The sequence below is a fragment of the Streptomyces sp. NPDC101237 genome, assembly GCF_044767465.1.
Taxonomy (GTDB): domain Bacteria; phylum Actinomycetota; class Actinomycetes; order Streptomycetales; family Streptomycetaceae; genus Streptomyces; species Streptomyces gramineus.
On record NZ_JBIWNY010000026.1, the window covers coordinates 35,784 to 58,079 of the forward strand.

General features: G+C 69.7%; 17 protein-coding genes and 4 pseudogenes. 13 read left to right on the forward strand and 8 right to left on the reverse strand.

The window, feature by feature from the left end:
* Window positions 1-5: 5 nt before the first annotated feature.
* Entirely contained in the window at window positions 6-1,697 is a 1,692-nt protein-coding gene (locus ACIRQ9_RS31575) for an acetolactate synthase large subunit (protein ID WP_404181109.1), read from the reverse strand.
* 174 nt (window positions 1,698-1,871) lie between these two features.
* Between ACIRQ9_RS31575 and ACIRQ9_RS31580 the strand changes: the two genes are divergently transcribed.
* On the forward strand, window positions 1,872-2,609 hold the full coding sequence (locus ACIRQ9_RS31580) for a flavodoxin family protein (protein ID WP_404181112.1): 738 nt from the start codon (window positions 1,872-1,874) through the stop codon (window positions 2,607-2,609).
* A gap of 83 nt (window positions 2,610-2,692) precedes the next feature.
* Here ACIRQ9_RS31580 and ACIRQ9_RS31585 read toward each other — a convergent pair whose 3' ends face one another.
* The 4 genes from ACIRQ9_RS31585 to ACIRQ9_RS31600 all read right to left on the reverse strand — a co-directional run bounded on the left by ACIRQ9_RS31585 (window position 2,693) and on the right by ACIRQ9_RS31600 (window position 4,996).
* Entirely contained in the window at window positions 2,693-3,325 is a 633-nt protein-coding gene (locus ACIRQ9_RS31585) for a DUF2461 family protein (RefSeq protein ID WP_404181115.1), read from the reverse strand.
* A gap of 39 nt (window positions 3,326-3,364) precedes the next feature.
* Window positions 3,365-3,814: an SRPBCC family protein gene (locus ACIRQ9_RS31590; protein ID WP_404181118.1), complete on the reverse strand. Its 450-nt coding sequence runs from the start codon at window positions 3,812-3,814 to the stop codon at window positions 3,365-3,367.
* Window positions 3,815-3,936: 122 nt separating this feature from the next.
* Window positions 3,937-4,488, reverse strand: coding sequence for a hypothetical protein (locus ACIRQ9_RS31595; RefSeq protein ID WP_404181339.1), 552 nt, complete (start codon window positions 4,486-4,488; stop codon window positions 3,937-3,939).
* 319 nt (window positions 4,489-4,807) lie between these two features.
* Complete coding sequence (locus ACIRQ9_RS31600) at window positions 4,808-4,996, reverse strand: DUF6381 family protein (RefSeq protein ID WP_404181121.1); 189 nt, start codon at window positions 4,994-4,996, stop codon at window positions 4,808-4,810.
* A 456-nt stretch (window positions 4,997-5,452) separates the two neighbouring features.
* On the opposite strand from ACIRQ9_RS31600, the gene ACIRQ9_RS31605 reads away from it, so the two are divergent.
* The 8 genes and pseudogenes from ACIRQ9_RS31605 (at window position 5,453) to ACIRQ9_RS31640 (ending at window position 13,201) form a co-directional block, all read left to right on the forward strand.
* A complete protein-coding gene (locus tag ACIRQ9_RS31605; RefSeq protein ID WP_404181124.1) occupies window positions 5,453-6,673 on the forward strand; it encodes a PP2C family protein-serine/threonine phosphatase in 1,221 nt (406 codons plus the stop codon).
* 690 nt (window positions 6,674-7,363) lie between these two features.
* Window positions 7,364-7,723, forward strand: coding sequence for a hypothetical protein (locus tag ACIRQ9_RS31610; protein WP_404181127.1), 360 nt, complete (start codon window positions 7,364-7,366; stop codon window positions 7,721-7,723).
* 214 nt (window positions 7,724-7,937) lie between these two features.
* Window positions 7,938-8,321 (forward strand): ANTAR domain-containing protein, encoded by a 384-nt coding sequence (locus ACIRQ9_RS31615; protein ID WP_404181129.1) that lies wholly within the window; start codon window positions 7,938-7,940, stop codon window positions 8,319-8,321.
* A 194-nt stretch (window positions 8,322-8,515) separates the two neighbouring features.
* Window positions 8,516-9,289 carry an SDR family oxidoreductase gene (locus ACIRQ9_RS31620; protein WP_404181132.1) on the forward strand — a complete coding sequence of 258 codons (774 nt, stop codon included), beginning with the start codon at window positions 8,516-8,518 and terminating at the stop codon, window positions 9,287-9,289.
* A 191-nt stretch (window positions 9,290-9,480) separates the two neighbouring features.
* Window positions 9,481-10,871 (forward strand): annotated as a pseudogene (locus tag ACIRQ9_RS31625) (transposase).
* A gap of 49 nt (window positions 10,872-10,920) precedes the next feature.
* A complete protein-coding gene (locus tag ACIRQ9_RS31630; RefSeq protein WP_404181134.1) occupies window positions 10,921-11,289 on the forward strand; it encodes a hypothetical protein in 369 nt (122 codons plus the stop codon).
* 266 nt (window positions 11,290-11,555) lie between these two features.
* Window positions 11,556-12,074, forward strand: coding sequence for a 2'-5' RNA ligase family protein (locus ACIRQ9_RS31635; RefSeq protein WP_404181137.1), 519 nt, complete (start codon window positions 11,556-11,558; stop codon window positions 12,072-12,074).
* Window positions 12,075-12,172: 98 nt separating this feature from the next.
* Window positions 12,173-13,201: a S66 peptidase family protein gene (locus tag ACIRQ9_RS31640; RefSeq protein WP_404181140.1), complete on the forward strand. Its 1,029-nt coding sequence runs from the start codon at window positions 12,173-12,175 to the stop codon at window positions 13,199-13,201.
* Window positions 13,202-13,302: 101 nt separating this feature from the next.
* Here the strand turns inward: ACIRQ9_RS31640 and ACIRQ9_RS31645 are convergent, their stop codons facing one another.
* Window positions 13,303-13,671 carry a transposase gene (locus ACIRQ9_RS31645; protein WP_404181142.1) on the reverse strand — a complete coding sequence of 123 codons (369 nt, stop codon included), beginning with the start codon at window positions 13,669-13,671 and terminating at the stop codon, window positions 13,303-13,305.
* On the opposite strand from ACIRQ9_RS31645, the gene ACIRQ9_RS31650 reads away from it, so the two are divergent.
* The 4 genes and pseudogenes from ACIRQ9_RS31650 to ACIRQ9_RS31665 all read left to right on the forward strand — a co-directional run bounded on the left by ACIRQ9_RS31650 (window position 13,624) and on the right by ACIRQ9_RS31665 (window position 17,838).
* Entirely contained in the window at window positions 13,624-13,821 is a 198-nt protein-coding gene (locus ACIRQ9_RS31650) for a hypothetical protein (RefSeq protein ID WP_404181145.1), read from the forward strand. The genes ACIRQ9_RS31645 and ACIRQ9_RS31650 overlap by 48 nt on opposite strands.
* 4 nt (window positions 13,822-13,825) lie before the next feature.
* Window positions 13,826-14,735 (forward strand): annotated as a pseudogene (locus tag ACIRQ9_RS31655) (IS5 family transposase).
* Window positions 14,736-14,857: 122 nt separating this feature from the next.
* Window positions 14,858-15,815: pseudogene (locus ACIRQ9_RS31660) on the forward strand (IS481 family transposase).
* 403 nt (window positions 15,816-16,218) lie between these two features.
* A complete protein-coding gene (locus tag ACIRQ9_RS31665) occupies window positions 16,219-17,838 on the forward strand; it encodes a hypothetical protein (RefSeq protein WP_404181148.1) in 1,620 nt (539 codons plus the stop codon).
* Window positions 17,839-18,062: 224 nt separating this feature from the next.
* Here ACIRQ9_RS31665 and tkt read toward each other — a convergent pair whose 3' ends face one another.
* Together tkt and tal are read right to left on the reverse strand one after the other, a co-directional pair.
* Entirely contained in the window at window positions 18,063-20,279 is a 2,217-nt protein-coding gene (gene tkt / locus ACIRQ9_RS31670) for a transketolase (protein ID WP_404181151.1), read from the reverse strand.
* Window positions 20,280-21,034: 755 nt separating this feature from the next.
* Window positions 21,035-22,132, reverse strand: a pseudogene (tal, locus tag ACIRQ9_RS31675) (transaldolase); the annotation flags it as partial.
* Window positions 22,133-22,296 lie beyond the last annotated feature (164 nt).

A 22,296-nucleotide genomic window follows, 5' to 3' on the forward strand; every position in this document is an offset into this window, starting at 1 on the left:
GCAGGTCAGAACGGACCGCTGAGTGCGCCGAGCCGGTCGGTCAGACGCAGGTTCTCGGAGTAGTCGACGGGGCAGGCGATCACGGAGACGCCGCCGTCGTCGAGGGCACGGGTCAGCGTGGGCAGAAGGTGCTCGGCCGACTCGATCCGATAGCCGTGCGCGCCGAAGCTCCGCGCGTACCCGACCAGGTCCGGATTGGTGAACCGGGTGTGGCCGTGGCGGCCCAGTTCGAGTTCCATCTTCCAGGTGATCAGGCCGTACTCCTCGTCCACGAGGACGAGGACGACCAGCGGGATGTCCTCGCGGACAGCGGTCTCCAACTCCTGGGAGTTCATCAGGAAGGCGCCGTCGCCCATCATGGCCAGGACGCGTCGATCGGGCCGGGCCAGCTTGGCGGCGATGGCCCCCGGCAACGCGAAGCCCATGGTGGACAGTCCGTTGGAGACCAGGCAGGTGTCCGGTTCGTAGGTCGGGTAGAGGCGGGACATCCACATCTTCCCGGCGCCGGTGTCGGCGAGCACGATGTCGTGGCGGTCCAGCGCCGTGCGGACGTCCGCGACCACCCGCTGCGGCACCAGGGGGAAGGCGTCGTTGTCCCGTCCGTACCGCAGCTCCTCGTCGAGCAGGGTGCGGATCCTCGCGCTGCCGGCCCGGTCGTAGGTGAGACCGTCGGGCAGTGCTGCCGAGAGCGCGTCCAGAGCCTGCGAGGGATCACCCTTGACGCCCACCGCCACCGGGTAGTGGGCGTCCACCTCGGCGGCGAAGCGATGCAGGTGCAGGATCCGCTTGTCGCCGTTCGGGTTGATCTTGACAGGGTCGAACTCCTGGATCTCGTAGCCCACGCAGATCAGCACGTCGGCGGTGTCGAAGCCGAAGTTGACGTAGTCGTGGCGCATGAAGCCCACCGCGCCGAGGGCGCCCGGATGGTCGTCGGGGAACACGCCCTTGCCGTGGAAAGTGGTCGCGACCGGGATGTTCAGCCGTTCGGCGAACCGCAGCAGCGCGGCCGACGCGCCGGCCCTGGCGGCGCCGTGGCCCGCCAGCACGACCGGGTGCCGGGCGGTGGTGAGCACCTCGACGGCCCGCGCGACCTGAGAGGGGGACGGAGCGTCGGCACGCACCGTGTCGATCTGGAGAGGTGCCAGCGGCTCAGTGGGATACGCCGCCTCGATGTCCTCCGGCACGGCCAGGAACACGGCACCGGGGCGCTCGCTCTGCGCCGTCTTGAACGCCTTGCGGGTCATCTCCGGCACCCCGTCCGGACACGAGATCTGAGCCGCCCACTGGGTGACGGGGGCGAACATCGACACGAGATCGATGACCTGGTGCGACTCCTTGTGGAGGCGGCGCAGGGAGCCCTGCGCGGCCAGGGCCACCAGCGGCGCGCTGTTGGTCGTGGCGTCCGCGACACCGAGGAGCAGATTGATCGCGCCGGGCCCCAGGGTCGCCGAACACACGCCGGCCCGGCCGGTCAGCCGTCCGTAGATCTCCGCCATGAACGAGGCGGCCTGCTCGTGCCGCACCAGGACGTACCGTATACCGGAGCCGTTCAGCGCGTCGACGAAGCGGATGTTCTCCTCACCCGGGATCCCGAAGACGTACTCCACGCCCTCGGCCCGCAGACAGCGCACCAGGAGATGCGCGACGTCCTCCGTCGCTGCCGTGTTCCGCGCCCCGGTCGCGCCCTCGGTGCCCATACGACGAACGTAGGCACGCCCTGCTGTCCGGGCCACTCCTCGGCCGCCGACCGGGGTGTGGAGCGAGGGGACCATTCGGAGGCGGTGTGGTGGCGGCTGCCGGCGCGGCCCCGCACCCTGGCGAAGTGGACGAACGCCGTGCGCAGGCCGGCGGCTGAGCTTCGGGAGGACCGTGTGACCGCTTCGCCGCCCGCTACGGACGCACCACCGGCGCGGTACGACGACCTGCGCGCCCTGGTGATCAACTGCACTCTCAAGCGCTCCCCGGAGACCAGCAACACGCAGGGGCTGGTCGACCGAAGCACCACCATCATGAAGGCGCAGGGAGTGCACGTCGATGTCGTCCGCGCCGTGGACCTGGACATCGCCACCGGCGTGTGGCCCGACATGACCGAGCACGGCTGGGCGACGGACGCCTGGCCGGACCTCTACCAGCAGGTGCTCGCCGCCGACATCCTGGTGCTGGCCGGACCGATCTGGCTGGGTGACAACAGCTCCGTGATGAAACGTGTGATCGAGCGTCTCTACGCCTGCTCCAGCCAGCTCAACGAGGCGGGCCAGTACGCCTATTACGGCCGTGTCGGCGGCTGCCTGATCACCGGCAACGAAGACGGTGTCAAACACTGTGCCATGAACGTCCTCTACAGCCTGCAGCACCTGGGATACACCATCCCGCCGCAGGCCGACGCCGGGTGGATCGGCGAGGCCGGCCCCGGACCGTCCTACCTGGACCCCGGCTCGGGCGGCCCGGAGAACGACTTCACCAACCGCAACACCACCTTCATGACCTGGAACCTGCTGCACCTGGCCCGCGCGCTGAAGGACCTCGGCGGCATCCCCGCCTACGGCAACCAGCGCAGCGCCTGGGACGCGGGCTGCCACCGCGACCAGGAGAACCCCGAACACCGCTAGCGGTGCCACGCCGCTTCCTCCGTGACTCGCCCGGTTCGGCATCGGGTGCGCCTCCATCAGCTCCGGGCGGCACTCCTGTCACGTCAGCCGGCGCGTTTCACATGGCGGACCAGCCACATGAGCAGGGCGTCCAGATCAGTGGCGGCCGCCAGCACCCGGTCGACAGCCTCGCGAGTGTGCAGCCACTCCGCGCAGCCGAGGGGGCGGGCGGCGATCAGCGAGCGGTGGCGCAGGAGGTCCGTGCGGGAATGGTTCGTCGGGTAGCCGCGCGGAGGTCGTTTCATCACGTCGCCGGAGATGTCGTAGCCCTTGCTCCGTAGGTCCTCGATCACGACGGAGAGTTCGCGGCCGCTCGCCTCGGAGGCTACGGCCTTGCGGAACGAGTCCACCTGACCGGGATCCGGGTACCACCAGGCGCCCTGGATCCGCAGGCCGTCCAGGTCGAAGCGGAGACCGATCTCGACCTTGCGGCCCAGCCGGATCACCGCGCTCTGGTGCTGCCACCACCAGGAGCCGGTGCGGTAGTGCCAGACGGAGAAGTCCTCGTACCGCGAGTCGGTGTCCGCGACCTCGTTGAGCAGAGCGATCATCGGCTGCCTGACAAGGCGTTCGCGGTCCGCGCGGAAGCGTTCGCGGGTCGCGTGGGTCGGTTCGCCCTGGAGCTGCCACAACACGTCCATGGCCTGCTCCGGCCAGCCGGTGAACTGTCCCCGCATGCAGGCAGGTTAACCCACCCCCGGTCCGCGGACGGCGGGTCAGAGGGGAGGTGCACCCAGAGCGTGGTCGACCGACTTCGGCAGCCGATCGGCCACGCCGTCACCGAGCCGCTCGAACTCCTGCTTCAACAGGGGAGCGGCCAGCCGAGCCAGACCGTGGAACTCGATACGCGCCCGGTAGGTCAGCCGGGTCCGCCCGCCCACCTCCTCGAAACGCATGTCGTCGGTGGAGGTGGCCGTCTTGTTGTGCCCCACGAACGTCAGACGGTCTGCGTCGAAGCGGTCCAGCCGATAACGCAATGAGGTGCGACGCCCGCGGAACTCCGAGAGGTTGTCCCACTCGGCACCCACCGCGAGGGCCCCGTCGTCCACCCGGGCACAGGAAACGGTGCCGGGATCCCACATCTCGGTCCTCGAGAAGTCCGCGAGAAACGGCACGACGTCCGCCAGGGCATGATCCAAAGTCATGACCCGCTCGACCTCTATCACAACTGCCTCCGCACCCGTCACACACCTTCTGCCAGCTCCTGCACACCCTCTTCTTGCCAGGCGAGGCCTACGGATGCACGCAACCGCGAGACGGCTCCGGCGTCCCCGGAGCGGTCGGGAAATCACGAGGCGTCGGTCAGTCGGTTCAAGGGGGTGCCGTGCGCCCAACTCCTCAGCCGTGGGCCGTCGATGAGCTGGATGTCGCCCTGGCGCCGTGCCCATTGGACGTCGCGGTGACTGAAGGTCCCTCGGTGCACCACGAGCCGCAGAGAGGTGCCCTTCCGGCGCGCGGACCGCGCGGGCTCTTCGTCGGGCAGCGGCTCGGCCACCGGGCGGAAGGCCACTTCTATGCGGTGACCCTGACCGTTCCTCGCACGCACCCGTGGCCGGTCCTGCCCGGTGAGCGGCGGGAGAACCTTCCAGCCGTCCCGGCGCAGCATCCGGGACACCGCCAGGACGAGCCCGTCCGTGTCCAGGTCCGCGAGCTCCTCGGGTGTGTAGTGGCCCAGACGACGCCGGGCCAGCGGACGGTGGCGCCGGACCGCGACCGGGGCGGCGACGGCGAGAAGCACCAGCGCCGCCACGGGCACACCGGCCCCCAACGCGCGGTAGGCCTCCGCGACCCCCGCCACCACCCCGCACACCACCACCGCGACGCCCGCGAACGCGGGCATCACCTCGCGCAGGCTGGGGCCGTAACGGCCTTCGTCGCGCAGTGCACGGATCGCGAGTCGCCGCCGGCTACGGCGTGACGGTTCCCTCTCGGCCTCTGGTCCCCTCCATGCCACCCGGGTCGGCTCCTCCCACCCCGCGTGCACCGACGTACCTGCCGGAGAGATACCCAGCTGGGACGTGCCGGTCGTCCGGCAGGCGGGATCCGGCCATGAATCCGGCCGAAGTCTTTCGGCCCACGTCACCGGTGGGTCGCGACGGACCGATGAGTCCTCCGAGCGCGGCCCCACGCCCGGGATCGGACACGCGACAGCGGTCGGTCTACTCCAGGGGATAGATGTCCCCGCTCCGCATGGCGCTCTCCTGTTCGGACCGGGATTCCAGCCTGCGGGACTTCTCCTGGAGCCTCTGCCGCTCTTGGGGATCACTCGTGTGCTCCGCTGCGTCAGCCAGCTGCCGGGCCTTCTCGCGCATCTGCTGGAGCCGCGCGTGCGTCTCTTCAGTGCTCACGGCTGGGCCTCGCCTTCATGGAGGAAGCTGTGAATACCAGCGAATCAGGCCGGCGCCGCCTTGGCACCTTGGCGTGCGGCAGACACCCCGCCGGGCCGCCGTGAGTACCGCGTCACCGTCCTGCCCGGCACTCGGCCGCGGTCGTCGCGGACCGGATGCTCGCCGAGATCAGCGGGGGGGGGGGCCCGGAGGAGGCGGTCGCGGAGAGTCCGTCCGGTGGTGGTCACTTCGCCGTGTCCCCGGTACCAAGACATTGAAGTACCTTGCCGACAACGCCGGAGGAGCGGACCTGGAGCTGTCCGCCGCCGCTCTCGCCGCTCTGGACGCCGTCCCCGCCCCCGTCGGCGCCCGGTACTGACCGCTTCCCTTCCGCCTTGCGGCGTGGACCTGGTGCCTGCCCACGGTGATGCCCGGACTGACGTGATGCCCGGGACTGTTGGGGGAAGCCGGAAGGGGATGGAGCAAAGGGAGGCTGTCGTGGCGGATGAACGGTTCGGGTTGGCGCAGGTGCTGGCAGCGGCGGAGAACGCTGCGCCGGTGGCCTCCTTGGACGTGGTGGCGCGGAGCCTGCGGGAGCGGTTCGGGGCGCGATCCGTGTCGTTCCTGTTCATGGACGTGGTCGGCCGCAAGCTGGTGCGGGTCACGGAGAAGGCGGACACGCAACAGGGGCGCGGCGCCGAGCAGATTCCGCTGGTGGGCACCGTCTACGACGAGGTTCTGCGTACCCAGCGCCTGATCGCGACGGCGGACGGCGGGCGCGGGCACCGGGTGCTGGCACCGGTCACCAACCGCGGGGACACGCTCGGTGTGCTGGAGCTGTACATGTCCCGGGCGGACAAGGAGGTGCTGGGCGAGGTGGAGGAGGCCGCGCACGCGCTGGCCTACATCGTCGTCACCGATCGGCGCTTCACCGACCTCTACCAGTGGGGGCAGCGCACCACGCCGGTCAGCCTCGCCGCGGAGATCCAACGCCAGTTGCTGCCCACCGCCGCGTCCTGCGAGGCCGCGCAGTTCACGCTGGCCGCCGCGCTGGTACCCGCGGACAGCATCGCGGGCGACACCTACGACTACAGCCTCGACCACGACACCCTGCATCTGTCCGTCACCGACGCCATGGGCCACGACGTCGACGCCTCCCTCATGGCCACCCTCCTGGTCAACGCCTCCCGCGGCGCCCGTCGCGCCCAGGCCGACCTGGCCGAGCAGGCCCGCCACATCCACCAGGCCCTCCTCCATCACGGCCGCGGCTCGTTCGCCACCGGCCTGCTGCTGCGCATTCCGCTCGACGGCGGCCAGGCGCGGCTGGTCAACGCCGGACACCCGTGGCCGCTGCGGCTGCGCGCTGGACGCGTCCAGGAGGTGCCCCTGCAGGTCAGCCTGCCCTTCGGAGTCCCCTCCGAGAAGCCCCACCCGGTCCAGGACCTCGCGCTGCGCAGCGGCGACCGGCTGATCCTCTACACGGACGGGATGCGGGAGCGGCAGGCGTCAGCCGTCGACCTGCCGGGACTGGTGGCCGCCAGCGCCGGCGAACACCCTCGCGAGGTGGTTCGCATCCTGACCGCTGCCGTCACCGACGCCTGCAACGGGCCCCTGAGCGACGACGCCACCGTGGTCTGCCTCGACTGGCACGGCCCCTACCGCGGCGAGCGCCAGTCCCGGGCAGGCGCCGACGCCTAGGAACTCCTGGCGCGGTTCCGCGTACGGCGTCGAGTGCTGCCACGCGCGCGTGAGTCGAGTGCTGCCACGCGCGGGTGAGGGGAGCAAGCGGTGACGGGCAAGGTCAGCAAGGGGGATCTGCCCCGCGTGGCCGACGGCGAGGATGGTGTCGGGTCGGGCAGGCCGGGGCAGGCGGGTACCGCTTCGACGGTGAGGCGGCGGCGGGCGTCGCCCTGGCTGGTCGGCATTCACGTGTTCGATTAAATGTTCGATAAAGAAGACCCGTCGCCTCGCGGAGCCGTCCGGACACGAGGACAACGTGTGCCGGCTGACCTACCAGCTCATGGACACCGCAGGACCGCACCGCGGCCGCCTGACCGCTCTCGCGCTGCGCGCAGGGGATCTCGTCGACGGAGCCCGGGCTGCCGAACAACTCAGCCTCGATACCGCCCGGCAGACACGCCTGGCCGCGGAAACGGCGGCCGACCGGATCCGGGAGAAGTTCGGGCAGGGGCGATCGGCCCGGCTGCCACCGACCGGCCGGCTTCCTGACCACGAACCGCTTCCCAGGTCGCGCGGCGGGGAGCGCGGACGGATGGAGCCCGCTCCATTGGCCGGGCAGGCAGACAAGCTGCCCGGCGCGTCCCCGGGAAGAGTGATCTTGAGGGTGCGTGCGTGACCGGTCCGGTCTGACGGGGAGTTGGACCGCGTATGCACCTGATCCGACGTCTGCTCACCATGGCCGCAGCCGCTGCCGTCGTCATCGCCACCCTCGTGTCCGCCGCCCCGTCCGCACCCGCCGCATCGGCGGCGCCGAGAGCAGCGCTGTGCCGGTCGACGTGGACAGCGGTCCAGCGGGCGGCGGTGCGAAAGCCCGCCTGGAACGAGGGCCCGGTGGCGAGCACGCGTGCACCGATCGTGCGCTACCTGCGCAAAGGCGAGCGGGTGACATCGTGCGTGATCGCGGGCGGCCGGGGCGGCTGGTCCCAGTACCCCGAGTGCGGCGGCGGCACCCTGTGGCGAGTCGTGCCTGGAGGCCAGGTGCCCTCCAGATGCCTGCGCCGCACCTGACCGCGCGGACACCCCGCCCAACCGGGCCAGAGCGTCGCCGGCCGCCGCTTTCGTGCCGCGCCGCGCCTCGGACTCATGGTCCGATCATCGCCGCCGATGGTGTGCTGTCGGCCGCGCACAAGGGTTGTACGGCCAGGACAGGGCTGTGTACGGCGTCGCGGTCAGGGCACTTGGTGTCTCGACCGGTGACACTCGCTTCCTGCCGAGGGGACTCATGGCCTTCTTCGCGATCTCGGCGTCACAGCCTCTGGTGCTGCGGTCCAGCACCGACCTGACGCGGGAGAACGAGCGGCTTGCCGTCGAGTGCGGCCAGCTGCACCAGGCGGTCACCTCCCACGCTCTTGTCGACCAGGCCATCGGCGCGATCGTGGCCATGGGACGCATGCCTCCCGAGGAAGCCTGGCGTGCACTGCGCGACGTATCCCAGCGCACGAACACCAAGATGCGCACGGTTGCCGAGAACATCCTGGCCTTCGCCCAGGGCACGGAACTCCCGGAAGCCGAACGCGACGAACTGCGGCGCGCGATCAACCGGTACGGCACCGCCCCGGCACGCGACGACACGCGACGACACACAAGACTGAAAGCGAAGCGCTGAGCCCGGCGCCGACCGTGCCGGCCGCCCCCGCCCCCGCCGTCTGCGGTCCGAGCGGGTGGTCCTGGTGGCCCCGTCGCGGCCCGGTCGGTACGGCGCCACGCGCGAACGGCGACCCGGTGGTCTGCTGGGGACCGGAAAGCGGCCCTGAGCCCCGATTCCGCCCCAGCTCCGTCACCCCTGGAAGGCCCGTCACCATGTCCACTGCCCCAGTACAGCCTCTCGACGGCCGCGTCGCGGTGGTCACCGGCGCCTCCAGCGGTATCGGCGAGGCATCCGCCGAACACCTGGCGTCCCTGGGGGCGAAGGTCGTCGTCCTCGCGCGGCGGGCGGGCCGCCTGGAGGACCTGGTCGCCCGGATCGAGGGGAACGGCGGGACCGCGCTGGCGATCGGCGCCGATGTCACCGACGCCGCGGCCGTGCAGGCTGCCGCGGACCGGGTGGAGTCCGACTTCGGCGGCGCGGATCTGTTGTTCAACAACGCGGGCGTGATGCTTCCGGCCCCGGTGGAGGAACGGGCCACCGACCAATGGCAGCGTCAGATCGACCTGAACGTGACCGGACTGATGAATGTGATCGGCTCGTTCGTCCCGCAGCTGGTCAGGACCGCGGGCGAGCGCGGGGTGGCCGACCTGATCAACACCTCTTCGATCGCCGCGCAAAACATCTTCCCCAACTTCGCGGTCTACTCGGGAACCAAGGCCTACGTCACCCACCTGTCGCGTACCCTGCGAACCGAGCTGGGCCCGAAGAAGGTCCGGGTCTCCGCGATCGAGCCGGGCATCGTCGGCACGGAGCTGCAGAGCCACGTCACCGACGACGGCGCCCTCCAATGGCTCGAAGGCTCGAAGGAGACGGTGGACTGGCTCACCCCGCAGGACATCGCCGAGATCGTCGGCTTCCTCGCCTCGCTGCCCCCGCGCGTGAATCTCCAGCAGGTCACCATCATGCCTACCGGTCAGGCAAGTTGACTGACACCCCGCTACTGGACCTCGGTTCGGGCTCGCCGCCACCCACACCACCAGAGGACCCGGTCGACCTGGGCGGTGCAGTCGCTGTCGGCCCACCCGACCGGGTCCTCGTGCCCGACGTACTGCATCTGTGATCTGCGGCCCGGTGAATTGGGGCCTACGGCGGTGACGGCGTAGGTCAACGGTCACCTTTGGTGCGTCAGGGTGTCCTGCGGGATGCGTTCGCGGAAGTGTCACACTTCCGGTGGGAGCTGTACGCGTGTCTGACCGCGCGAGGTGACGCGTTGTTCGAGCTATGCGACGCCTTGTTGTGCACGGACGGGCCGGTACGGACGCTGGTCGATCTCGCGCTCGCGCCTGAACACCGCCGCGGGCACGGAGCTCTATATGCCGGGCTCAACCGGGGACAGATCGATGTCGCCCGACTGCGTCATGGCCTTGGCCTGGATGCCGCTGCCGAGGGCGGCGGACGGTCGGCTCGTGCTGGCAATGGATGTCTCGCCGTGGCTGCGGCCTGACGCCAACGCCTTTGCTGAGCGGTCTTTTTGGCTCCGTCCTCCTGGACGGTGGTGGTGGACGCGCTCCGTTTGGAGCCCGGCGCCGACGTCGCTTCGGTCACCACCGTCCAGATCCGTGAGGTCGTGGAGTGGCTCATTGCCGCTGGCCAGTGGCAGGAAGGCGACCCGGCGCTCCTGGTCGTGCTCGACGCCGGATACGACGCACCGCGCATCGCTCACCTGCTGGCCGGGCTTCCTGCCGAGATCCTCGGCCGTCTCCGCTCGGACCGCGTGATGCGCTGACCCACATCGCCGCGGGTCTATGACCCCAAGGGCGGCCGTCCGCCCAAGCAAGGCGGAGGGTTCGTCTTTGGGGACCCCAGCACCTGGGACGTCGAGCAGGCCGTGACGATGACGGACACCCGCCTCTATGGGAAGGCGACCGCGCAGGCGTGGGACCGGCTGCACCCGCGGCTGACCCGCCGGGCGGCCTGGATCTACCACGACGGACCGCTGCCCGTCATCGAGGGGCACCGTCCTCCGGCTGGTCGTGGAGAAATTGCCCAGCGGCGGGGTGAACAAGCCGGTCTGGCTGTGGTGGTCGGGCACCGGCGCCACCGAGGCGGACGTAGACCGCTGCTGGCAGTCCTTCCTCCGACGCTTCGACCTGGAGCACGTTTCGCCTGTTCAAGCAGACACTCGGCTGGACGAAAGCCCGGCTCCGTAAGTCGGAGGCGGCCGATCGGTGGACATGGCTGGTGGTCGCGGCTTATGCCCAGCTCCGGCTGGCCCGCCCGCTTACCAGCGACCTGAGGCGGCCCTGGGAGAAGCCGGCCCCACCGAACAGGCTGACGCCGGCCCGGGTTCGGCGGGGGTTCAGAAACCTCCGCGCGAAGGTTGGCTCTCCAGCCTGTGCACCGAAACCGTCCAAGGCCGGGCCCGGTCGGCCGCCGGGCTCGAAGAACCGCCGCCCGGCTCTCCGCCATGACGTGGGCCGAGTCCTTGCGGCCGGCGAAACATACAGCCGCCCCGCTCACCACAAGGTCGGCACCAAACCTCGACGTGTCACCCGGACTGCGGTCTGATGGAAGGCCACCCCTGTCCAATGACGGAGCCGTCAAGCAGGATGGCACGGTGGATGCGACCGGACGCCAACCCCTTGAAGGCCTCGTGCACTGGAACGGTGAGCTCTCCGAACTCATCGAAGCCGCCCGGCACGGCGACCCGACAGCGACCGTCACCCTCCGTCGTGATCACACCGCCGCCTTGGAGAAGGTCGCCACTGGACTCGCCAGTCCCAGCGAGCTCATCGACTGGGCCCAAGCGGTGCACTTCGAGGAACGAGTGGACATCGACGAAGGACATCGGGACCTGCTGACCCAGTTCCTCGTCGAAGTCTCGACACCCGAGCTGTTCGAACCCGTCACCCTTGCCGTTTGCCAGCGATGGTTGGACACCCTGCGAGCAGCGCCGGAACCCCGCACCAAAGCGGAAGGACGTTAAACGACAAGCTGAGTGCCTGTTTTCGAAACCTGATCATCGGCACGCCAGGTTTGGGAATCGAGCGGGGTTGACTCCGATGACGCTCTGAATCGATGCGTCGGGACGGAAATCTATAGCCTGCGGAGCTGCGTGAGTTACGACCGACCGCAGGTCATCGGCTTCCAGGGCGGGAAGCTTCCGGACGGGACCGCCAGGCCCCAGGGGCAGGTCCGCGTCCCCAGAAAAGCCTTCGTCACCGCCAGAGTCCCCTGGCATGGTTGGGCTCCATGGCTCAAGCACTGGTGATGTTCCTCGATGCCGCCGCAAACGTTGCGATCGACGAACTGCGCGACCAACTGGCTCATCACGGACTGGCAGGTAAAGCCACCTCCACCTCTCCCAGGCATCGGCCGCATATCTCCCTCGCAGTCGCCGAGGCCATCACTTTGAGTGACTCCTCTCTTACCAGGCGGATTGCTCGACAACGTCTTGACCTCCGCATGGAATTGGTCGGCGCCTTCGCAGGGCCACAAGGAATCCTGTTCCTCGGTGTCACGGTCACACAGCCGCTGCTGGAGGCACACGCCGCCGTCCACTCGTCGATGACCGCTGACGGCGGCGGTCCTTGGGGCCACTTCCGCCCTGGGGTTTGGGTTCCTCACTGCACACTGGTATCGGGGCTGGGCGGTCACGCTCTGGGTAAGGCAGTCAGTCTTCTGCACCCGTTCCCCGAGCTGGCCGCGCACGTGTCCACTATCGAGATCGTGGACACACAAACCGGAGCAGCCGTCGCGCCATCACTCTGATTAGGTGTTTTCGAAGCTGGTGAACTGGCTTCCTGGTCGTTTGGAGCACATCAGAACTCGCTGTCATCTGGGTACGACGCTGTGCCAAAATTCGGCGCATGTCAGTTCGATACCCGCGCCCTCTGCGCCCCGGTGACCGTGTCGGTGTTACCGCTCCGTCGAGCGGAGTCAGGAAGGAACTGCGCGAGAGGCTGAACGTCGCCGTCCGTGACGTACAAGCCCGGGGATACGAGGTCGTCGTCGGGCAGTGCATGGACGGCTCCGGGCATGTCAGTGCTTCGGCTGCCGACCGCGCGAGTGAACTGATGTCGATGCTGACCGACCCCACCATCAGGGCCATCGTGCCGCCGTGGGGCGGAGAGACCGCGATCGACCTGATCCCCTTGCTCGACTGGGACCAACTGCGTCAAACAGAGCCGACCTGGCTCGTCGGGTTCTCTGACATCTCGACCCTCATCACACCACTGACTCTTCTCACAGGAATGGCGACCGTCCACGGCAACAACCTCATGGACACGCCCTACCGAGTGTCCGAGGGACTGCTGTCATGGCTCGACATAGTCGCCGCGCCCCTGGGCCACCGGTTCACGCAGACCCCGCCTGGTCGCCACCGGACGACGGGCTTCGACGACTTCGCCGCGTTCCCCGAAGTACGCGAATACACCCTCGATTCCCCGGGCACGTGGACCCGGCTCGACGGCAGCGCCGACGTCGAGGCCGAGGGACGGCTGATCGGCGGCTGCATCGAGACACTGTGCAATCTCGCGGGATCGTCCTACCTCGACGTCTCGGCCTTTGCCCGCAACGATTCCCCCGACGGGCTGCTGGTGTATGTGGAAGCAGCCGGTGACGACGCCTTCACCATCTGCCGGAACCTGCACGGTATGAGGCTCACTGGCTTCTTTGACCGCGCGAACGCCGTTCTCGTCGGCCGTACCGGCGCGCCGAAGAACAGTTCCCTCAGCCAGCACGAAGCCGTCCTCGATGCTCTGGGCTGTCTGAACGTGCCGATCATCGCCGACATCGAATGCGGTCACGTCCCGCCCTACATGCCGATCGTCAACGGAGCGCACGGCCGCCTCATTCACTCACCAAGCCGGAGCGAGCTGACGCAGATCTTGGACTGACGCGCCAGACCGGGCATCCGTTCAACTGGACGTCCTTCCGTCGGTGGTGTGCTTCTTCGTCAATTGGCTGGTTCGCGGGTTCTTGCGGGTGAGGCGCCTGGTCATCGTGGTGATGAGTGCTCAGTTCGGGTGCGCTTCGGAGGGTGCTGCGGGAGGCGTTCGTGGTCGCGTGCGTTGCGGCGGGCGTTCATGCACCAGCTGATCGTGCGCTCGACTTTCCAACGGCGGGGCAGGACGACTAGGAGCTGTCTGACAAAGATCAACGTCGTGTTGATCTTGGGTGGCGGGTGATGGTCTTGCCGCGATGGCGGAGGTCCAGCAATGCTGGGCCGATGCCAGGACAGCGGAAGAGAAAGCGCCAGCAACAAGGCGAAATGCGGCGCGCTGCTGCTCGTTTCGCGTCTGACGCAGGCTGCTGGGAAGTGCTCTTCGAGACCCAGGACGAGTCGGAGTGGCGCGCTCACATCCACCGTCTCCGAGCGACGGACCGGCAGATCGACTGGACGGCGGTTCGGATGGACACCCTCTGTGGGCGCCTGATCCAGCCGACCACCTACCGGCTGAGCCTTTTCGTGCCGAACCCGGTGTCCGATCCGTATCCGGTCTCCTCCGATAATTGATCTTGTGACTGGCCGAGGTGAGCTGACGGATGCGGCGTGGGTGCGGATAGCCCCGCTGCTGCCTGGTGTTGACGGGCGGGGGCGTCCGTGGCGTGATCACCTGCAGGTGGTCAACGGAGTGCTGTGGCGGCTGCGGACGGGGGCGCCGTGGCGGGATCTGCCCGAGCGGTATGGGCCCTGGCAGACCGTCTACGAGCGTTTCGCCCGCTGGAAGACTGACGAGCCCTGGGCAAAGTTGCTAGAGCACGTTCAGGTCCGCGACGACGCGGTGGGCGCGGTGGAGTGGACGGGGTCGGTGGACTCCACCGTCAACCGTGCCCACCAGCACGCCGCGGGGGCCCGCAAAAGGGGGATGCGGGCGGGGACGAACTGGAAGATCCGGAACGCTCGGCGGCGCAGCAAGCCCTCGGTCGGTCCAGGGGCGGACTGACCACGAAGGTCCACCTGGCGGTTGACGGCCGTGGCCTGCCGCTGTCGATCGTGCTCACCGCGGGCAACGTCAACGACTCCACCATGTTCGAGGCGGTGCTGGACGCCATCCGTGTCCCCCGCACCGGCCACGGCCGGCCACGCACCCGACCCGATCGCGTCCTGGCGGACAAGACATCCCACGCGGATAAGCGTCATATTCCTCCCGTGCGATCCGGGCCTGGTGCCGGCGCCGCCGTGTCGCCGCCATAATCCCCGAGCGCACCGACCAGGTCGCCAACCGGCTCCGTCGGGGCTCCCAAGGCGGCCGCCCGCCCGGCTTCGACAAGCAGGCATACAAGGGCCGAAACGTCGTCGAGCGTTGCTTCAACCGGCTCAGGCAGTTCCGCGCGGTCGCCACCCGATTCGACAAGCTCGCCACCCGCTACCGCGCGGGACTGCACCTTGCCTCACTCATTCTCTGGCTCCGCCAGTCAGCGACATGATCTTTGTCAGACAGGCCCTAGTTGTATTGATCACGAGCGTTGTTGACACTTGCGGGTCTTGAACATGGCGAAGACCTCCGATGTGGTGGAGCTGTCTAGGAACACACCGCACGGAGGTCTTCGTGTCCCACCGTAATGCCCGGCTGACCGTTCACGGCAGGCGCCTGCTCGTCGAGCGTGTCTGCGCAGGCCGTCCCGTCGCTCATGTGGCCGCCGAGGTGGGGATCTCCCGTGCCACGGCCCACAAGTGGGTCCGCCGCTGGCGGGACGAGGGCGAGGCGGGCCTGGCCGACCGATCCAGCCGCCCCCGCACGACACCGCACCGCACCCCGGCGGCCGTGGAGGCCCGCGTCTGCCGGCTGCGGCAGGAACGCAAACTCGGCCCGGCACGCATCGGCCCCGTCCTGGGCCTGCCCGCCTCCACCGTCCACCGCATCCTCACCCGGCACGGCCTGAACCGCCTGGCCCACCTGGACCGGCCCACCGGCCAGGTCATCCGCCGCTACGAACGCGACCGCCCCGGCGAACTGGTCCACGTGGACGTCAAGAAGCTCGGCCGGATCCCGGACGGCGGCGGCCACAAGGTCCTGGGCCGCCAGGCCGGCCGCGCCACCCGCAGCGGCGTGGGCTTCGACTACGTCCACTCCGCCGTCGACGACCACACCCGCCGCGCCTACAGCGAGATCCACGGCGACGAGAAGGCTGCCACCTGCGCCGGCTTCCTGCGCCGGGCCGCAGCCTTCTTCGCAGCCTCGGGCATCGACCGCATCGAACGGGTCCTGACCGACAACGCCTGGCCCTACCGCAAAAGCTTTGCCTGGCGGCAGGCACTGGCCGACCTCGGCGCGGCCGGCAAGCTCACCCGCGCCTACCGGCCCCAGACCAACGGCAAGGTCGAACGCTTCAACCGCACCCTGCTCGGCGAGTGGGCCTACCTGCGGCCCTACATGAGCAACGACGAGCGGACCGCGGCCCTGGCAGACTTTTCTGCACACCTACAACCACCACCGCTGCCACACCGCACTCGGCGGCCACCCACCGATCAGCCGTGTGAGCAACGCTTCGGGTCAATACACCTAGTGACTGCCCCGAAATCCCCGACGGGGAGCGCCGGCCGGGCTCAGAGCGTGCTGTGGCCTGCCGCTGCGGCCCAGCGACGGATGTGCTGCTCGGCGTAGGCCCGCCCGGCTCCCGCTCGCTCAGTGTCCGTGCCGAGCCGTAGACGGTCGACCAGCGTGGCCATCACACGGCGGCGTCCCAAACGCGTAGACCGTCGGCTCGACGAACCAGAGGCAGAAGCTGGGATCCGGGTCGAAGACCGCTGCGGCCATAGCGAAACGACCACGCTGCAGCAGGCGGCCGTAGACCTGACCAAACGTCAACTCAACCCTGGGCAGCGTTAATTCAGGCGGCCCCGAGCGACCCGCGCTGTTAGCCTCCCTCCGCTCAGCAAGATTTTTCCGTCCAGGGAGGGGCTCTCGTCGTGAAGGTCAGGAAGAGACCGTGGAGATCCGGACTGCTCGCCGCCGCCGTGGGAGGGATGCTGCTCGGAACGCTGGTGGCCGGACCGGCGCAGGCGGAGGACGGGCAGCAGGCGGTCGGGCTCAAGCTGACGGCGCTGTCCGTCGAGTCGAGCACCGTCGACGCCTCCTCCGGCGACGGCACGGTCACGATCGACTGGACGGTCCAGGACGGCGACACGGCGGCCACCGACGTGCTCGGGTCCCTCACCGTCCAGCAGGTCGGGACCGACGGACGTCTTGTCGGCGCGCCGCAGGCCCTGACGTTCTCGTTCCAGCCGGAGTGGCCCTACCAGGCGAACCCGGTCGACGGCACCATGGCGTCCGCGCACTACAGCTACGCCTTCCCCGTACCGCAGTACGCCGCGCAGCCCAGTGCCCAGTGGGCCGTGGTGAAGGCCGCGGCCAGGGACGACCAGGGCGGCACGCTGGCCGTGGGGCGGCAGGGACTGGCCCGGTACGGGGCGGCGTTCACCGCCACGCACCTTGTCGACTCGACCGGGCCGGCGTACGACCAGCTCGGACAGGTACTGGACCAGCCCGAGTACCTGTACAACGCCGATGCCTCCGTCACCGCCCGCTACCGGCTGAACATCACCGACGACCAGTCAGGGTTCTTCCGCGGGCGGCTTGTCCTCGCCGGCCCGCAGGGCGCTACGGCGAGCGGAACGTTCCGGCTGGTGCCGAACACCGACGGCTCGCTGCAGTGCGGGGACTACCCCGGTTACGACAGCCACGACGTCTGGTGCACCGTCGACGTCACCATCCCCGCCGGCGCCCCCGCCGGCTCCTGGTCCATCTCGCGGCTCAGCCTGACCGACGCCTCGGGAACCGTCAGCGTGTCCCGGCGCCTGTCCCAGGACCCGGTGCACGTCACGCAGAACGGCACGGTACGGGCGAGTGACTTCGCCATCAGCCCCGGGCAGTACAACAACTGGAACGGCGTCGCGCGGCTCGCGGTCACCATGAAACCGTCCGGCTTCCGTGACGGGATCGCCTCCGTGACGGTGCTGCTGGACGGGTGCGGCGGGTCGATCACGGAGAACCCCGAGATCGCGGCCGACGGCTCGATCTCGGTGGCGGGCACTGCGCCGCCGGTCTACACCCGGAAGTGCGCGGTCACGGGGATCGGCATCACCGACGGTGCCGGTGACACCGCGGCGTACGGTACGGACTTCCACGGGCCGCCGCTGGACCTGGTCGCCACCCAGATCCCGGACACGGCGGCACCGGTGGTGAACTCGGCCTCGCTCGACGTCACGTCCGTCCCCGCCAGTACCCTGCGGCGCAACGCCGTACTGACCCTGGACGTGACGTCGTTCGTAGGCGTCAACCGCTTCAGCCTCACCGTGTACGACGCGAACGGGGAGTCGGTCGGCGGCATGTCCGGCGGCGTCAGCTCCGTCCCCGACGGTTCGCTCAAGCTATTGGTGCCCCTGTACGAAGGCCTCAGGCCCGGCGTCTACACGGTCGGTTTCACGCTCACGGACGCGGGTGACCTGCACAGCCAGTACGGCTACCCCAGCGGCCTCGGCCTGCCTGTGCCCGGCGGACCCCTGCACATCACGGTGACCGACGACTGACGACGCTGGGGGCCGGTCTCCGCCGGGCTGCCCACCGTCCCGGTGAGCAGCCCGGCGGAGAGCCGACAGCGGCGAACCGCGTGCTCGCAGCAGGGGGGGGCGCCGCCGCAGCCGCCCTGCGCGCTGTTCGCCCCGTCCCCGCGGTCAGGCCGCTGAGGACGGGAGGCTGAATGCGGATGTGTTCGCGCCGGCCGGTCCTGTGTCACCGCTGCCGGGACGAAGGGCTATCGGCGGTCGCCGGTGCCTCCTTCGGCGGGTGCCGAGGTGTGCTGGTGTCCGCCCGGGCGGACACCGCGCCGAGCGTCGGCGATGCTGTCGAGGGCGGCCGCGGTGACCGCCTCGGGCGTGATGCCGAACTCGTCGTAGAGGCGCTGGTAGTCGGCGGAGGCGCCGTAGTGTTCGAGGCTGACGACCCGCCCCGCGTCGCCGACGATCTCGCGCCACCCCTGTGCCACCGCGGCTTCGACACTGACGCGGGCCCGGACGGACGGAGGCAGCACGGAGTCCTGGTAGCTCTGCGGCTGGGCGGCGAACCACTCTCGGCACGGCATCGACACCACCCGCACTGCGACGTTCTGCCCGGCCAGCAGCGCGCGGGCCTCCAGGGCGATGTGGACCTCGGAGCCGGTGGCCACGAGGATCACCTCGGGAGTCGTTCCGTCGGCCGTGTCCGCGAGGACGTAACCGCCGCGGGCCGCTCCCCGGGCGGGGGCGTATTCGCCGCTGTCGCGGTCCAGGACCGGTAGATTCTGCCGGCTCAGGACCAGGCCGGCGGGCCGGTCGGTGTGCTCCAGGACGGTCTGCCAGCAGGTGGTCGTCTCGTTGGCGTCGGCGGGCCGGATCACGTCCAGACCGGGGATGGCGCGCAGTGCGGCCAGGTGTTCGACGGGCTGGTGGGTGGGGCCGTCCTCGCCCAGGCCGATGGAGTCATGGGTCCAGACGTAGGTCGCGGGCAGCCGCATGAGGGCGGCCAGGCGTACGGCAGGTCGCATGTAGTCGGAGAAGGTCAGGAAGGTGCCGCCGTAGGGGCGGGTGAGGCTCTGCAGGGCGATGCCGTTGAGGATCGCGCCCATGGCGTGTTCCCTGATGCCGAAGTGCAACGTCCGTCCGTAGGGGCCGCCCTTCCAGTCCTTGGTCTGACGGTCGGCGGGGACGAACGACGGCTCGCCGTCCATGGTGGTGTTGTTGCTTCCCGCCAGGTCGGCCGATCCGCCCCACAGCTCCGGCAGGACGGGCGCGAGCGCACTGAGGATCTTGCCCGAGGCGGCCCGGGTGGCCATTCCCTTGGCGTCGGCGGGAAAGGAGGGCAGCGCGTCGGTCCAGCCGTCGGGCAGCTCCTGCTTCTGCAGCCGGGCCAGCAGCTCGGCGCGCCGCGGATTGGCCCTCTGCCATGCCGCGAACGTCTCGTCCCATTCCGCGTGCGCCTGGCGGCCACGCTCGGCCGCCTGCCGGGTGCGGGCCAGGACGTCGTCCTCGACGGTGAAGTGCGCCGCGGGGTCAAAGCCCAGCAGCTTCTTCGTGGCGGCCACTTCGTCCTCGCCCAGCGCGGAACCATGGGCCTTGCCGGTGTTCTGCTTGTTCGGGGCGGGCCAGCCGATCAGCGTACGGAGCATGATCAGCGAAGGCCGGTCGGTCTCCTCCCGGGCCGCCCGCGTCGCGGCGAGCAGGGCGTCGACGTCTTCGACGTACTCGCCGGTGCTGGTCCAGTCCACGGTCTGCACGTGCCAGCCGTAGGCGGCGAAGCGGGCGGGCACGTCCTCGCTGAAGGCGATGTTGGTGTCGTCCTCGATGGAGATGTGGTTGGAGTCGTAGAACACGGTCAGATCGCCGAGTTTCTGGTGGCCGGCCAGGGAGGCGGCCTCGGCGGTGACGCCCTCCATCAGGTCGCCGTCGGAGGCGATGACGTAGACGTGGTGGTCGAAGGGGCTGGTGCCCGGCTCCGCGTCCGGATCCAGCAGGCCGCGCTCGCGGCGGGCCGACATGGCCATGCCGACCGCGCCGGCCAGGCCCTGGCCCAGCGGCCCGGTGGTGATCTCCACTCCGCGGGTGTGGCGGTGCTCGGGATGGCCGGGGGTGGCCGAGTTCCAGGTCCGGTACGCCTCCAGGTCGGAGAGCTCCAGGCCGTAGCCGGCCAGGTACAGCTGGATGTACAGGGTCAGGCTGGAGTGCCCGCAGGACAGCACGAACCGGTCCCGGCCCAGCCACTGGTCGTCGTGCGGGTCGTGCCGCATCACGTTCTGGAACAGCAGGTGAGCCAGGGGCGCGAGGCTCATCGCGGTGCCCGGATGACCGTTGCCGACCTTCTGCACCGCGTCGGCCGCCAGCAGCCGTACGGTGTCCACGGCCCGCACGTCGACCTCGTCCCATCCGGCCCGCTCCGCCACCGGGAGGGCCAGGGATCCGTCGCGTCCCGCTGTGCCGTAGGACTGTTCACTCGCCATGCCGTTGCTCCTTCGTCAAGCCGGTGATGCGGAAATCAGCAAGCTGCTGTCTGCATGGGGCGGCCTCTCGGCGGCGGTCCGCGTGAGGGGCGCCCTTCGGTGAGCCGCGACGATCTCGCGCCTGCGCCACGGCGCGGGGGAGACCTTCGCGGAGTTGATCAGCTGGTGCCCGTGGTGCCCGTGGTGCCCGTGGTGCCCGTGGTGCCCGTGGTGCCCGTGGTGCCCGTGGTGCGCGGGGCGAGCGCGCGGGTGACTGCCGCGACCCGCAGCTTCTCCAGGGCCGTGCTCTGGCCTTCCGCGCGTTCCAACAGGACGTCCAGCCGCGCGGCGTCCAGGCGCCGGTCGGTGTCGGCCAGGGCGCGCAGGGTGCGCCAGCCCGCCGCCTTGCCCCGGACGCCCAGAAGCATGGCCTCCGTTTCCAGGACGTCGCTGAGCGGGGAGCGGGAGAACAGGAAGCCGTTGGTCTTCAGGCGGCCGACCTTCTCCGCGACCCAGCCCAGAGCGGCCTTGGTGTGGTCGACGGACACGCCCAGGTCGGCCATCACCTGCGCCAGCGTGTGCCGGTCCTCCTCCACCTGGTGGGCCAGGTCCGCCAGGACCGCCGTTTCTTCCTTGTCCCGCTCGGTGCCGGCGGCGCGCCGGAAGAGTTCCAGGCCACCGGTGGCTCCGGCGTAGTGGTCGTTGAGGTAGATGGCCAGTAGGTCGGGGCTGTGCGGACCACCGCCCGCGGGCCCGGCGGCGGGACCGGGGCCGGAGCGCATCTGGCCTTCCACCGTGGCCCCGAGCTCGGCCCAGCTGGCCTCGAACTTCTCCAGTCCCTCGCGCTCCAGGGTGTCGGTCACGTCCGCGAAGTCGACACCCGCGTCCTTCAGCGACGCCAGATGGGCTGCCGCGGCGGCGTAGTCCTCGGCGGTCGGGGCGTGGGTGGGCAGGGTGCCGTGGTCGGCGAAGGCCGTCAGTGTCGCGCCCGGCATGGTGTTGACCGTGCCCGCGATGACCAGGTCGCTGACGTACATCGTGTCCGGGTAGTCCGGGTTCTTCACGCCGGTGGACGCCCACAGCGGACGCTGGACGTTGGCCCCGGCCGCGGCCAGGCGCTGCCAGCGCGGCTCGGCCACCACCTGCTCGAACGCCTGGTACGCCAGCCGCGCGTTGGCGACCGCCGCCTTGCCCTTGAGCTTCCGGGCCTGCGGACTGTCCGCGGCATCGAGGCGGCGGTCGACCTCGGTGTCGACGCGTGAGACGAAGAACGAGGCCACCGAGTGGATCTCCGAGAGATCGAGCCCGGCATCCAGGGCCTGCTCCAGACCGGTCTGGTAGGCGTCCATCACCTCGCGGTACCGCTCCAGGGAGAAGATCAGCGTGACGTTGACGCTGATGCCCTCCGCGACGACGGCGGTGATCGCCTTCAGCCCCTTGCGGGTGGCCGGGATCTTGATGAACAGGTTGGGACGGTCGACCGCCGTCCACAGCTTGCGGGCCTGAGCGGCGGTGGCGTCGGCGTCCTGCGCCAGCCGCGGATCGACCTCGATGGAGACCCGCCCGTCGATGCCGCCGCTGCGCTCGTGGACCGGGCGCAGGACGTCGCAGCCGTCTCGCACGTCATCGGTGGTCAGGGCGAAGACCGCGTCGTCGACGCCGGCACCCGTGCCGCCGAGGCGGCGGAGCTGGTCGTCGTAACGGTCTCCCTTGGACAGCGCGGAGGCGAAGATCGTGGGGTTGGTGGTCACCCCCACCACGTGTTTGTCCGCGATCAGCCGCGCGAGCTCGCCGCCGGCGAGAAGCTCGCGGGAGAGGTCGTCGAGCCATACCGACACCCCCGCGGCAGACAGAGCGGCCAGTGGATCGGACACGGCGGAACCAGACATTGCTCATACCTCCAGATACGGTGCGGTGCCGCCCGCCGTCCATGACGCTCCTCGCCCGGTGACGCAGGCGTGGTGGTGGCACCGAAACCGTGCTTGTCCGGGCGGGTGCCCATCACAGCCGAGCCGAAGCGCTCACTGGTGCCGGATGG

Excerpts from the sequence above, each read along its gene's own strand:
- ACIRQ9_RS31585 (WP_404181115.1), bottom strand. The coding sequence starts at position 3,325 with ATGCGGGGACAGTTCACCGGCTGGCCGGAGCAGGCCATGGACGTGTTG.
- ACIRQ9_RS31595 (WP_404181339.1), bottom strand. The coding sequence starts at position 4,488 with ATGCCCGCGTTCGCGGGCGTCGCGGTGGTGGTGTGCGGGGTGGTGGCG.
- ACIRQ9_RS31635 (WP_404181137.1), top strand. The coding sequence starts at position 11,556 with ATGGCTCAAGCACTGGTGATGTTCCTCGATGCCGCCGCAAACGTTGCG.
- ACIRQ9_RS31575 (WP_404181109.1), bottom strand. The coding sequence starts at position 1,697 with ATGGGCACCGAGGGCGCGACCGGGGCGCGGAACACGGCAGCGACGGAG.
- ACIRQ9_RS31605 (WP_404181124.1), top strand. The coding sequence starts at position 5,453 with ATGGAGCAAAGGGAGGCTGTCGTGGCGGATGAACGGTTCGGGTTGGCG.
- ACIRQ9_RS31640 (WP_404181140.1), top strand. The coding sequence starts at position 12,173 with ATGTCAGTTCGATACCCGCGCCCTCTGCGCCCCGGTGACCGTGTCGGT.
- tkt (WP_404181151.1), bottom strand. The coding sequence starts at position 20,279 with ATGGCGAGTGAACAGTCCTACGGCACAGCGGGACGCGACGGATCCCTG.
- ACIRQ9_RS31615 (WP_404181129.1), top strand. The coding sequence starts at position 7,938 with ATGGCCTTCTTCGCGATCTCGGCGTCACAGCCTCTGGTGCTGCGGTCC.
- ACIRQ9_RS31610 (WP_404181127.1), top strand. The coding sequence starts at position 7,364 with ATGCACCTGATCCGACGTCTGCTCACCATGGCCGCAGCCGCTGCCGTC.
- ACIRQ9_RS31620 (WP_404181132.1), top strand. The coding sequence starts at position 8,516 with ATGTCCACTGCCCCAGTACAGCCTCTCGACGGCCGCGTCGCGGTGGTC.